The organism is Streptomyces sp. NRRL F-2580 (assembly GCF_000720115.1).
Lineage (GTDB): Bacteria > Actinomycetota > Actinomycetes > Streptomycetales > Streptomycetaceae > Streptomyces.
On the sequence record NZ_JOIR01000004.1, the window covers coordinates 221230 to 233352 of the forward strand.

Sequence of the window (12123 nt, forward strand, 5' to 3'; positions counted from 1 at the left end):
ACGGGCGCAGCCTCGAAGCGGTGGTGCAAAAGTGGCGAACAGTGCTATTTGGGGAGTGATCGATGAGTGAGAGCACCGACCCCGCCGTCCCGGCGGACCAGACGGGCCCGGCCGACAAGATCGCCGCCGGGTACGCCTTCACCGGACCCGCGCTCGATCTCGGGGCCCTGCTCTGGGACGGCGGTTGCCTGCCCGACCGTCAGATCCGCATCCCGCTGTCGATGCTCAACCGCCACGGACTGGTCGCCGGCGCCACCGGCACCGGCAAGACCAAGACGCTCCAGCTCATCGCCGAGCAGCTGTCGGCCAACGGCGTGCCCGTCTTCCTCGCGGACGTCAAAGGGGACGTCTCGGGGATCTCGGCCCCCGGCACGGCCGACCCGAGGATCGACGAACGGGCCCGGGAGGTGGCCCAGAAGTGGGAGCCGACCGCGTACCCGAGCGAGTTCTACTCCCTCGGCGGGATCGGCCCCGGGATCCCGGTCCGCTCCACCGTCACCAGCTTCGGACCGGTCCTGATGTCCAAGGTGCTCCAGCTCAACCAGACGCAGGAGCAGTCCCTCGGCCTGATCTTCCACTACGCCGACACCAAGGGCCTGGAGCTGATCGACCTCAAGGACCTGCGCGCGGTCGTCGCCTTCCTCGTCTCCGACCAGGGGAGACCCGAACTCAAGGGCATCGGCGGACTGTCCACGGTGACGGCCGGGGTGATCCTGCGGGCGCTCACCGCCTTCGAGCAGCAGGGCGCCGCCGAGTTCTTCGGAGAGCCGGAGTTCGACACGAGCGAATTCCTGCGCACCGCCCCGGACGGCCGCGGACTGGTCTCCGTACTGGAACTCCCGGCGGTCCAGGACAAGCCCCAGCTCTTCTCCACCTTCCTGATGTGGCTGCTGGCCGACCTCTACAACGACCTGCCGGAGGTCGGCGACCTGGAGCAGCCCAAGCTCGTCTTCTTCTTCGACGAGGCGCACCTGCTGTTCAGCGGGGCCTCGAAGGCCTTCCTCACCTCCATCACCCAGACCGTGCGCCTCATCCGCTCCAAGGGCGTCGGCGTCTTCTTCGTGACGCAGACACCCAAGGACGTACCGGCGGACGTGCTCGCCCAGCTCGGCAACCGGGTGCAGCACGCACTGCGGGCCTTCACCCCCGACGACGCCAAGGCGCTGAAGGCGACCGCGAAGACCTTCCCGAACTCCCCGTACGACCTGGAGGAGCTGCTCACCGGGCTGGGGACCGGCGAGGCGGTCATCACCGTGCTCAGCGAGAAGGGCGCCCCGACCCCGGTCGCGGCGACCCGGCTGCGCGCCCCGCAGTCGCTGATGGGGCCGATCGAACCGGCCGCCCTGGACCGGGCGGTGAAGTCCTCGGCGCTCTGGTCGCGCTACGCGGAGCCGGTCGACCGCGAGTCGGCGTACGAGAAGATCAGCGCCGAGCAGGCCGCGGCCGAGGCGCAGGCGGAGGCCGCCGCGGCCGCCGCCGAGGCGGAGAAGCAGGCCGAGAAGCAGGCCAAGGAGGCGGAGAAGGAGGCGGCGAGAGCCGCGCGCAGTGCTCCGAAGCCGGATCCCTCACTGGCCGAACAGGTGGTGGGGAGCGGGCTGTTCCGCTCGCTGGCGCGCTCGATCGGGACCCAGCTGGGCCGGGAGATCTCGCGCTCCGTCTTCGGGACGGCCCGCAAGCGGCGGTGACCCCGTGGGCGGCGCCGTTTCGAGGCGGAGTCGAGCGAACCGATTGCCGCTACCCGGGTGCGCGCTGACAGACTCGTCGCATGCGGACCGAACTCACCGACACCACGTCCAGCAAGGTCAACCGGGCCCTGCTCGAAGCCCGCCGGGCCATAGGCAGCCCCGCCATGGGGCTGGTGCTGACCCTCGTCGTCGTCACCGACGAGGAGAACGCCTACGACGCCGTGCGCGCGGCCTCCGAGGCCTCGCGCGAGCACCCGTGCCGCATCATCGCGGTGATCAGGCGGGTCTCACGCGGCCCGCTCACGCTCCGCGCCACCCGGATGGACGCCGAAGTGCGGGTCGGCACCGACGCCGGGACCGGGGAGATCGTGCTGCTGCGCCTGCACGGAGCGCTGACCGAGCACACCGCCTCGGTCGTACTGCCCCTGCTCGTGCCGGACGCGCCCGTGGTGGCGTGGTGGCCGGCCGACGCCCCGGCCGACCTGGCGGGGGACCCGCTGGGCGCGCTCGCGCAGCGCCGCATCACCGACGCGTCCGCCGCCGCGGACCCGGTGGCCGTGCTCGACGAGCGGGCCGCGGGCTACCAGCCCGGCGACACCGACCTGGCGTGGACCCGGCTGACCCAGTGGCGGGCGCTGCTGGCCGCCGCCCTCGACCAGAAGCCGCTGCCGGTGACGGGAGCGACGGTCGAGAGCGAGGCCGGCAACGTCAGCGCCGAGCTGCTGGCGCGCTGGCTGGAAGACCGGCTCGGGGTGCCGGTCGACCGGGCGGAGAGCCCCGGACCGGTGATCACCCGGGTCAGCCTGCGGACCACGGGCGGCGAGATCCGGGTGGACCGGCCCGCGGGCGCGCTGGCCACCCTGGTCCTGCCGGGGAGCGTCGACCGCAAGGTGGCCCTGAAGATCCGCAGCAACGCCGAACTGATCGCGGAGGAACTGCGCCGGCTCGACGCGGACGTGGTCTACGGCTCCGCGCTGCGGCGGCGGCCGCTCCAGACGGGGCTCTCCGCGTAGTGGTTGTCGTAGGTCGCCGAGCTGTCCTTGATGTCCTGCACGGTGGCCTCGCCCGCGTTGACCCGGCCGAGGAGCCGGTAGTAGTCGAAGCGCGCCATGCCGGGGGTGAAGCCGACGAAGACGCTGGCCGTGTGCCCGGCGGCGGGGGCGAAGGCGTGCTTGACGCCCGGCGGGACCGCTACGAAGTCGCCGGCGCCCAGGGTGTGGATCTCGTCGTCGACGAGGACGTCGAGCTGCCCGGCGGTGACGTGGAAGAACTCGGTGGCCTTGGTGTGGAAGTGCACCGGGGCTCCCGCCGCGCCCTCCTCGAAGGTGGCGGTGTTGCAGGTGAGCTCGTCGGTGTCCGTGAGCAGGGTGATGAGGCTGCCGGGGGCGTCGTAGATGGCTTCGGCAGTGGCGGCGCGGGTCAGATTCTCTGTCATGGGCCCCAACCTACGGTCCGGCAGCGGGAATTGGATCTTCCTTTTTCCGGCTGCGTCAGGACCCGTCGGCGGCCTTCGCGGCCTTGGCGGCGGCCTTCATCTCCTGCTTGTGCGCCCGCACCTTGGCCAGCGACTCCGGGCCCGTGATGTCGGCCGCCGAACGGTAGACGTTCGCCTGCCCGTACCCGCCCGCGGCCTCCCGCCAGCCCGTCGGCCGCACACCGAGCCGCTTGCCCAACAGGGCCAGGAAGATCTGCGCCTTCTGCTCCCCGAAGCCCGGCAGCGCCTTGAGCCGCTTCAGCAGCTCCTGGCCCGTCGCGGCGTCGGCCCAGACCGCCTCCGCGTTCCCGCCGTAGTGCTCCACCAGGTACGCGCACAGCTGCTGGATCCGCGTCGCCATCGACCCCGGATACCGGTGCACGGCCGGCTTCTCGGAGAGCAGGGCGGCGAAGGCCTCCGGGTCGTACGCGGCGATGGCGGGCGCGTCCAGATCGTCGGCGCCCATCCGCCGGGCGATCGTCCAGGGCCCCGAGAACGCCCACTCCATGGGTACCTGCTGGTCCAGCAGCATCCCGACGAGGGCGGCGAGCGGGCTCCGGCCGAGCAGTGCGTCGGCCTCCGGCTGCTGCGCCAGCCGGATGGTGATGTCCTTGTCCATGGCACCAGCGTCCCGCGTGGGCGTGCTCCCCGCGCGGGCGGCACACCGCGCGCCTAGCGTGAGTACGACGACAGGTACGAGACGACAGCTACGAGTCGAGGAGTCGATCGATCATGCCTGAGTTCTCCGAGGGCGCGCCGTGCTGGGTGGACGCGATGTTCACCGATGTGGAAGGTGCCAAGACCTTCTACGGCGACGTGCTGGGCTGGACCTTCGGCGAGGCCAGCAGCGAGTACGGCAATTACACGCAGGCCTATTCCGACGGCAAGGCCGTGGCGGCCGTCGTGCCGCCGATGCCGGGGGTCGACGCCCCCTCGCAGTGGTGTCTGTACTTCGCCTCGCCCGACGCGGCGGCCACGGCCGAGAAGATCGGCTCATCCGGCGGCGAGGTGCTCATGGGCCCGATGCAGGTGGGCGCCTTCGGCACGATGGTGATCGCCAAGGAGCCGAGCGGCGCCGTCTTCGGCGTCTGGCAGCCGGGCGAGCACAAGGGCTTCGAGAAGATGGGCGAGGCCGGCTCGTACGCCTGGGCGGAGGTCTTCACCCGGGAACCGGCCAAGGCGGACGAGTTCCTTCCGAAGGTCTTCCCGTACGGCGCCCAGCAGATGGACCCGGGCGACGACCCCGAGACGGCGGACATGGACTTCAAGATCTTCAGCGTCGGCGACGGCGGGAACCCGGTGCTCGGCCGGATGAAGATGACCGACGACTTCCCGCCGGAGGTCCCGCCGTACGTCCAGATCTACTTCGGGGTCCCGGACTGCGACGAGGCGGTCGCGAAGACGAAGAAGCACGGCGGGAAGCTGCACTTCGGGCCGATGGACAGCCCGTTCGGCCGGTTCGCGGCGGTCACCGACCCGCAGGGCGCCGCCTTCGCGGTGATCGACATGTCCACGACGGTCGGGGAGATGCCCTCCTTCGGCTGAGCCGCGCACGCGTGTGGGGGCGGGCGGCGGATCGCGCGGCCCGCCCGACCGTGGGGCCTTACCACCAGGCAGACTTCGCTCCCTAAACGTACGTTCGAGCGGGGCGGGGGCGGATCTGATGAGACGTGCAACAGTCTTGGCGACGGCGGGATGCGGGCTGGTGATGCTGGCGGCGGCCTCGTGCGCGCCGCCCCCGGCGCCGCCGTTGGCGCCGAAGTCCTCGGCCTCGTCCGCGCCTTCGCCGATGCTCCCGCCCCCGCCGATGTCTTCGTCATCGCCGTCGGTGCCGCGCGTGACGCCGTCGCCCGAGGCGCCCTCGACGTCCGGGCCGGCCGCGCCGGTCGGGGAGGCGCAGGTCACCCCCGCCGACGCCCCGCTGCTGGAAGCGGTCCGCGGGCGCTGGCCGGTGGCCAGGGTGCAGAGCGACGACTCGATCATCGTGATCCACCGTGAGCCCGCGGCCGGCGCGGGCGAGTTCGCCTGGATGCCGGACGACCGCCACTACTGCCTCGCCGTGGTCCGTGGCGAGCGGACAGACCTCAATTGCAGGCCACTGCCCACGTCCTGGGCGCGGATCGGGATCCGGCTGGTGACCAAGGGCGGGCTGTACCCCGGCGAGCCCGGCGCGAGCGGTGCCCGTACGGTCTTCTTCGCCGTCGTGGACGGCGGCCACGCCCCGTACCAGTACGCGGGATCCGCGACGCCGGGCCCCGGCGCCGGGCCGGTCCGCGACGCCACGGCCGTCTTCGCCTCGGGCCGGACGCTGAGCCTGCTGACGTACGAGCGCCCCTCCGCGGATGTCACGCCGCGCGGCGGCCCCGACATCTGCAGCACGGACAACGCCATCTGCTTCCCGGCGCTCGACGCCTACGTCGGCTAGGCGCCGCCGACGAGCGAGCCACGGCGGAGATCACCCTGATGCGTCTGCCCGATCGGGTCGGGACGGGCAAGAAGCGGCCGACCGAGAAGCCCGCCGCGAAGACAGCGGAACGCGGCATCACGGATGCAAGGAGGCCGATCCGTGCGGCCGGAAGGCCGGGTACTGCCCGCTGCGCGAGCAGCTGCGGCGTGAGACGAAGAACACGAAGTCGCGGGCGGGCCGGCGGGCGGTGCCCCTGCCGGGGTGTGGGACGCGCGCCTGCACGACGCACGACACACCGCCGCGACCGTGCTCATGCTGCTCGGCGTCCCGGACCGGGTCATCGACCAGATCATGGGTTGGGAGCCGGCAACGTCCGCCCCGATGCGCGCGCGGTACCTGCACGTGCCCGACGCCATGCGGAAGGACGCGGCGCGGAAGATCGCGGAGGCCACCGGGGGACCGGGAGGGCTCTGTGGACAAAGACCAGGACAACGCGACCCGAGGACACGCGAAAGGCCCCGCTGCGAGCAGCGGGGCCTTTCGACATCGTGCCCGGTGAGGCACTGGCGGAGGATACGAGATTCGAACTCGTGAGGGGTTGCCCCCAACACGCTTTCCAAGCGTGCGCCCTAGGCCACTAGGCGAATCCTCCGCCGCAAACAATACAAGACGTTGAGGGGTGCTCGCGAACGTGATCGTCGGCGGGAGGACGGGCCGGGGTCCGGCTCGATTCCGGGGGCATTCATCCGCTAGGGTGGGGCCAGCCCCTCACGTGGCGCTATCTCACCCAACTCCCCCAGGGCCGGAAGGCAGCAAGGGTAAGTGGGCTCTGGCGGGTGCGTGGGGGGCGCTTTGCGTTCCCGGGGGCCTCGTGGCGTCGGCGGGCCGCTGTTGTCGGTGGGCCCGGATAACCTCGTAGACGTGTCGTCCCTTGCGCTGTACCGCCGCTATCGCCCCGAGTCGTTCGCCGAGGTCATCGGGCAGGAGCATGTCACTGCACCGCTGATGCAGGCCCTGCGGAACAACCGGGTCAATCACGCGTACCTGTTCAGCGGGCCGCGCGGGTGTGGAAAGACCACCAGCGCGCGCATCCTCGCCCGGTGTCTGAACTGTGAGCAGGGTCCCACTCCGACGCCCTGCGGGGAGTGCCAGTCCTGCCGGGACCTCGCCAGGAACGGGCCGGGGTCCCTCGACGTCATCGAGATCGACGCCGCCTCGCACGGTGGTGTGGACGACGCCCGTGACCTGCGCGAGAAGGCGTTCTTCGGGCCGGCGTCCAGCCGCTACAAGATCTACATCATCGACGAGGCCCACATGGTCACCTCGGCGGGCTTCAACGCCCTGCTGAAGGTGGTCGAGGAGCCGCCGGAGCACCTCAAGTTCATCTTCGCCACCACCGAGCCGGAGAAGGTGATCGGGACCATCCGGTCCCGGACGCACCACTACCCCTTCCGGCTGGTGCCGCCCGGCACCCTGCGGGACTACCTGGGCGAGGTCTGCGGGCGGGAGGGCGCCACGGTCGAGGACGGCGTGCTGCCGCTCGTCGTGCGCGCCGGCGCCGGGTCCGTGCGCGACTCGATGTCCGTCATGGACCAGCTGCTCGCCGGCGCGGGTGAAGACGGTGTGACGTACGCCATGGCGACCTCCCTGCTCGGGTACACCGAGGGGTCCCTGCTCGACTCCGTCATCGACGCCTTCGCCGCCCGGGACGGGGCGGCGGCCTTCGAGGTCGTCGACCGGGTGGTGGAAGGCGGGAACGACCCGCGCCGGTTCGTCGCCGACCTCCTGGAGCGGCTGCGCGACCTCGTCATCCTGGCCGCCGTGCCCGAGGCCGGGGAGAAGGGGCTGATCGACGCCCCGGCCGACGTGATGGAGCGGATGCAGGCCCAGGCCTCCGTGTTCGGGGCCGCCGAGCTGTCGCGCGCCGCCGATCTGGTCAACACCGGCCTCACGGAGATGCGCGGCGCGGCCGCGCCGCGGCTGCAGCTGGAGCTGATCTGCGCCCGCGTGCTGCTGCCCGCCGCCTTCGACGACGAACGGTCCTTCCAGGCCCGGCTCGACCGGCTGGAGCGCGGCGGGGCCGCCGCCTTCGCCGCCGCGCCCGCCATGGGTTACGTGCCCGGGCCCGAGGCGCACGCCATGGCGCCCGCCGGTCCCGGCGGGGGTGTCGCCGCCGCGCGCGCCGCCGCCGCTGCCGTCCAGCCGCCCGCCCAGGTGCCGGCTCCCGCGCCGGTACGGGCTCCCGCGCAGCCGGAGGCTCCGGTTCAGCCGGCGCCCGCGGCTCAGGCGCCCGCGGCTCAGGCCCCCGCTGCGCCCGCAGCCCCCGCGCCCGGGGCCTGGCCCGGAGCCGCCCAGCCCGGCAGCGGCGCCCCCGGCGCCTGGCCCGGAGCCGCAGCCCCCGCGGCCCCGGCCGCCCCCGCAGCCCCGGCCGCCGGTGCCTGGCCCAGCGCGTCCGCCCCCGGCCAGGGCGCGCCCGCGCCCGTCGCCCCGCCCGCGGCAGCCGCCCCCGCCGCGACCCCGGTCCCGGCCGCCGCCCCCTCCCCCGGCATGGCCGCCGGCGCGGGGCAGGTCCAGGCGATGTGGCCCGGCGTCCTGGAGGCCGTGAAGAACCGCCGCCGCTTCACCTGGATCCTGCTCAGCCAGAACGCCCAGGTCACCGGCTTCGACGGCACCACCCTCCAGCTCGGCTTCCCCAATGCCGGAGCCCGCGACAACTTCGCGAGCAGCGGCAGCGAGGACGTGCTCAAGGCGGTCCTGGCCGAGCAGTTCCAAGTCAACTGGAAGATCGAGGCCGTGGTGGGCGGCGGAGGCCCGGCCCCCATGACCCAGGCCCCCTCCTCCTACGCCGCCCCGCCGGCCTCCGCCTACAACCCGCCGCCGGCGCAGCCCGCCCCGCAGGCGGCCCCCGCGCCCCAGTACCCGCAGCAGCAGCCGCCCCAGCAGTCGACTCCCGCCCCGCAGCCCCCCGTACAGCAGGCGCCCCCGCCGGTGGCCCCCGAGGACGACTTCGCGGAGGAGGACGATCCCGACCTCGTGGAGAGCGCCCTGACCGGACACGACCTGATCGTGCGCGAGCTGGGAGCCACCGTTGTGGAGGAATACACGAATGAGTAGCGCCTCCCGATTGGGTGGCCGCACGAAACGCGCCACCGCGGCCGGGCTACCCTGGGCGGCGTGAAGGTCCTCGTCATCGGCGGCGGCGCCCGCGAACACGCCCTGTGCCGCTCTCTGTCCCTCGACCCCGACGTCTCCGCGCTGTACTGCGCTCCCGGCAACGCCGGCATCGCCGAGGTGGCCGAGCTCCGCCCGGTCGACGCCCTCGACGGCGATGCCGTCGCCGCCCTCGCCACCGAACTCGGCGCCGGCCTGGTCGTCGTCGGCCCGGAGGCCCCGCTGGTCGCCGGGGTCGGCGACGCCGTGCGCGCCGCGGGCATCCCCGTCTTCGGCCCCTCCGCCGAGGCGGCGCAGCTCGAAGGCTCCAAGGCCTTCGCCAAGGACGTGATGGCCGCGGCCGGGGTCCCGACCGCGCGCAGCTACGTCTGCACCACCCCGGAAGAGGTGGACGCGGCCCTCGACGCCTTCGGCGCCCCGTACGTCGTCAAGGACGACGGACTCGCGGCCGGCAAGGGCGTCGTGGTCACCGAGGACCTGGCCGCCGCCCGCGCCCACGCGCTCGGCTGCGACCGCGTGGTCATCGAGGAGTACCTCGACGGCCCCGAGGTCTCCCTCTTCGCCATCACCGACGGCGTCACCGTGGTCCCGCTCCAGCCCGCGCAGGACTTCAAGCGCGCCCTGGACGGCGACCAGGGCCCGAACACCGGCGGCATGGGCGCGTACTCCCCGCTGCCCTGGGCCGACCCGAAGCTGGTCGACGAGGTCATGGAGCTGGTCCTCCAGCCCACCGTCGACGAGCTCCGCCGCCGCGGCACCCCCTTCTCCGGGCTGCTCTACGCCGGCCTCGCGATCACCAGCCGCGGTACGCGGGTCATCGAGTTCAACGCCCGCTTCGGCGACCCCGAGACCCAGGTGGTCCTGGCCCGGCTGCGCACCCCGCTCGCGAGCGTGCTGCTGAACGCCGCCAACGGCACCCTGGACACCGAGGAGCCGCTCGTCTGGCGCGAGGACGCGGCCGTCACGGTGGTCATCGCCTCCCACAACTACCCCGACACCCCCCGCACCGGGGACCCGATCGAGGGGCTGGCCGAGGTGGCCGCCGAGGACGCGCCCGACGCGTACGTGCTGCACGCCGGGACCCGGCGCGAGGGCGACGCGATCGTCAGCGCGGGTGGCCGCGTGCTGTCCGTGACGGCGACCGGTTCCGATCTGGCACAGGCCCGCGAGAAGGCGTATAAGGCGGTGGCGCGCATCCGGCTGGACGGCTCGCAGCACCGTACGGACATCGCGGCGAAGGCGGCCGGGCTCGGCTGACCAGCGGCTCCGCGGACCTGCGGGCCCGGTGCGCAGATCCTGCGCCCGGGCCCGCGGGCGTGTTCGCGTGCGAGTGCATCCGGCCGCGTTCGAACGCACCCACCTTTACCCAAAGCCATTCCATCGGGTGATCGTCACCCCGTCTGCCTGACGCCCGGGCGTGCCCCAACTAGGGTGCGATGCCAAGCATTCCGGCACATGGCCCACCGGCATTGCGATGTCAGTGGCGGGTGTCACAGTGGGGGAGTGAGCAACGTCGCCGCAGGGCAGAGGGGGTGAGGTCCGGCCGTGTCCGGAACCGGTTCGATCACGGAAGCGGGCGTGCCGTCCGCACGTTCCCGCGCTCTCGCCGTGCTGCGCGTACGCAGCAGGGCCTTGGCCGTCGGGCTGCTGCCCGCCGCCCTCGCGGTGGTGCTGGTGGCCGCCCGGACGACGGGCCGGCTGGCCGGTGACCCCTGGCCGGTGGTGACCCTCGTCGTGTGCCTGGTCGCGGCCGTGGTGCTGCTCGTCGGCGGCGTCTTCGGGGCCGTGGTGCTGCGGGCGAGCCCCGCCGTCACGCCGACGGTGCCGCTGTCGGAGGCCGCCGCGCCCGATCTCTACCGGCTGGTGCGGGACCTCGCCGACCGCATGGACGTGCCGCCGCCCTCCGCGATAGCCCTGACGCCGGACTGCGACAGCTGGCTGGAGGACCGCGCCCACGCGGCCCACCGCCGGAGCGCCATATCCGCCGGCCCGGAGTCCGAGCAGGGCGCCGCCCCCGTGCTGGTGATCGGTTCGCCGTTCCTGTGGTGGATGCGCGTCGCGGAGCTACGGGCCGTCCTCGCGCCGGTCGTCGCCGGTACGGGTCCTTCCGCGCACCCGGACATAGCCGACGCGCGCGGCTTCGTACGGGGCCTGGACGCGGCCGTGGACGTGGGCAACCGGCGCGGGCTCGGCTGGATCGGCGCCCCGGCCAGGCTGCTGCTGCGGCTGTGCCGGACGGACGCCACCGAAATGGAGCGCGGGGTGGCCGCGGCCGCCTCGGAGCGTGCACAGGATGTGGACTACGGGCTGCGCATCGTCGCCCAGGAGCAGGTCGGCCTCGCCTACGCGGGCTGGGACCGGCTGCTGACCCGGGTCGCGCTGCCCGCCTGGCGGATGGGCCGCTGGCCCGCGCACCTCGACGCCGGAGTGGTCTCCGCGCTGACCGAGCTGTCGCGGCGGGACCGGCTGGCCGAGGGGTTCACCTCGCGGCTCGGCGAGCGCCCCGCCTGTGACCTGCTGGAGCAGCCCGGGGTGGTCGACGAGGCGACGTCGCTGCTGGCCGCGCGCCTCTTCCACGGCGGGCCGGCCGAGCCCGGGCCGGACTGGTCCCCGGTGGACTGGACGGCGTATCCGGAGGAGGTCGTGGACCGCAAGTGGCGGGCGGAGGCGGCCCGGCTGCACGCGGCGCTGGACGCCCTGGCCGTCCCGGCGGGACGGCCCGTCGGCCCCGCCGGACCGGCCGCCGCTTCCACCGGGCCCGCCGGGTCCGCCGGCCCCGGAGTCCTGCCCGGCACGTCGGCCTCACAGGCCGCATCGGCCGCATCGGGCTCATCGGCCGCACCGTCTCCGTCCGCGGCGGCGGGACGGGCCACGATCGAGGTCACCGGCTCCGCCCGGCCCGCCGTGGACGGCTTCGCCGGACCCACGCTGGAGCGGGTGCTGGGCTACCTCACCGACCCCGCCGGCAGGGGAGCGGCCTCGGAGGCCCTGGCCGGCCGGCTCAGCGGGGACCTGGCCCGCGAGGAGCGGGCCGCCGGTCCGGCCGCCGGCGCCGGGAAGGCGCGCGGCGCGGACGCCGTGCCGCTGTTCCCGCTCCAGCCGCCGCGCAGCGGCCGGGACCTGCTGGCGGACCACGTGACGGCACTGGTGTGCTGCGCGGCGGTCGACTCGGCCGGGGCGGCCCCCGGGCTGGACTGGCTCGACGGGCCGGTCCTGCTGGTCGGCGGCGACCGCCGCTCCGACCTGGCCCCGCGCGTGCTGTGCCTGGTCGAGGACGGGAACCCGGAACCGCTGCGGGACTGGCTCGCCGACCTCGGCGTCCGCCCGGAGAAGCCGGTCCGGCTGGTCTGAGCCGGGCCCGGACCGGTCCGCGGCGGCCCCGATCG

General features: G+C 73.7%; 9 protein-coding genes, 1 tRNA gene, 1 other RNA gene and 1 pseudogene. 9 read left to right on the top strand and 3 right to left on the bottom strand.

Annotated elements, in window-relative coordinates:
* The first annotated feature begins 62 nt into the window (after window positions 1-62).
* A complete protein-coding gene (locus tag IF88_RS0105765; RefSeq protein ID WP_030707941.1) occupies window positions 63-1685 on the top strand; it encodes a helicase HerA-like domain-containing protein in 1623 nt (540 codons plus the stop codon).
* Between the two features lie 80 nt (window positions 1686-1765).
* On the top strand, window positions 1766-2698 hold the full coding sequence (gene opcA, locus IF88_RS0105770) for a glucose-6-phosphate dehydrogenase assembly protein OpcA (protein ID WP_030707943.1): 933 nt from the start codon (window positions 1766-1768) through the stop codon (window positions 2696-2698).
* On the opposite strand, the gene IF88_RS0105775 is transcribed toward opcA, so the two are convergent.
* Both IF88_RS0105775 and IF88_RS0105780 read right to left on the bottom strand, forming a co-directional pair.
* Window positions 2647-3120, bottom strand: coding sequence for a cupin domain-containing protein (locus tag IF88_RS0105775; protein WP_030707945.1), 474 nt, complete (start codon window positions 3118-3120; stop codon window positions 2647-2649). The two genes, opcA and IF88_RS0105775, sit on opposite strands and share 52 nt — an antisense overlap.
* 55 nt (window positions 3121-3175) lie before the next feature.
* A complete protein-coding gene (locus tag IF88_RS0105780) occupies window positions 3176-3778 on the bottom strand; it encodes an HhH-GPD-type base excision DNA repair protein (RefSeq protein WP_030707947.1) in 603 nt (200 codons plus the stop codon).
* Window positions 3779-3891: 113 nt separating this feature from the next.
* On the opposite strand from IF88_RS0105780, the gene IF88_RS0105785 reads away from it, so the two are divergent.
* The 3 genes and pseudogenes from IF88_RS0105785 to IF88_RS47660 all read left to right on the top strand — a co-directional run.
* Entirely contained in the window at window positions 3892-4704 is an 813-nt protein-coding gene (locus IF88_RS0105785) for a VOC family protein (RefSeq protein WP_030707949.1), read from the top strand.
* A 292-nt stretch (window positions 4705-4996) separates the two neighbouring features.
* Window positions 4997-5584, top strand: a complete 588-nt coding sequence (locus tag IF88_RS0105790; RefSeq protein ID WP_030707951.1) for a hypothetical protein — start codon at window positions 4997-4999, stop codon at window positions 5582-5584.
* A gap of 118 nt (window positions 5585-5702) precedes the next feature.
* Window positions 5703-6125, top strand: a pseudogene (locus tag IF88_RS47660) (tyrosine-type recombinase/integrase); the annotation flags it as partial.
* A 5-nt stretch (window positions 6126-6130) separates the two neighbouring features.
* Here IF88_RS47660 and IF88_RS0105795 read toward each other — a convergent pair.
* Window positions 6131-6218 (bottom strand) — tRNA-Ser (locus IF88_RS0105795).
* Window positions 6219-6325: 107 nt separating this feature from the next.
* Between IF88_RS0105795 and ffs the strand changes: the two genes are divergently transcribed.
* From ffs to IF88_RS0105810, 4 genes are all read left to right on the top strand, one after another.
* An RNA gene (gene ffs / locus IF88_RS42780) (signal recognition particle sRNA small type) lies at window positions 6326-6424 on the top strand.
* Window positions 6425-6487: 63 nt separating this feature from the next.
* Window positions 6488-8680, top strand: a complete 2193-nt coding sequence (locus tag IF88_RS0105800; protein ID WP_030707952.1) for a DNA polymerase III subunit gamma and tau — start codon at window positions 6488-6490, stop codon at window positions 8678-8680.
* A gap of 60 nt (window positions 8681-8740) precedes the next feature.
* Window positions 8741-9994, top strand: a complete 1254-nt coding sequence (gene purD, locus IF88_RS0105805) for a phosphoribosylamine--glycine ligase (protein ID WP_030707954.1) — start codon at window positions 8741-8743, stop codon at window positions 9992-9994.
* Between the two features lie 288 nt (window positions 9995-10282).
* On the top strand, window positions 10283-12088 hold the full coding sequence (locus IF88_RS0105810; RefSeq protein WP_030707955.1) for a hypothetical protein: 1806 nt from the start codon (window positions 10283-10285) through the stop codon (window positions 12086-12088).
* Window positions 12089-12123: the final 35 nt, after the last annotated feature.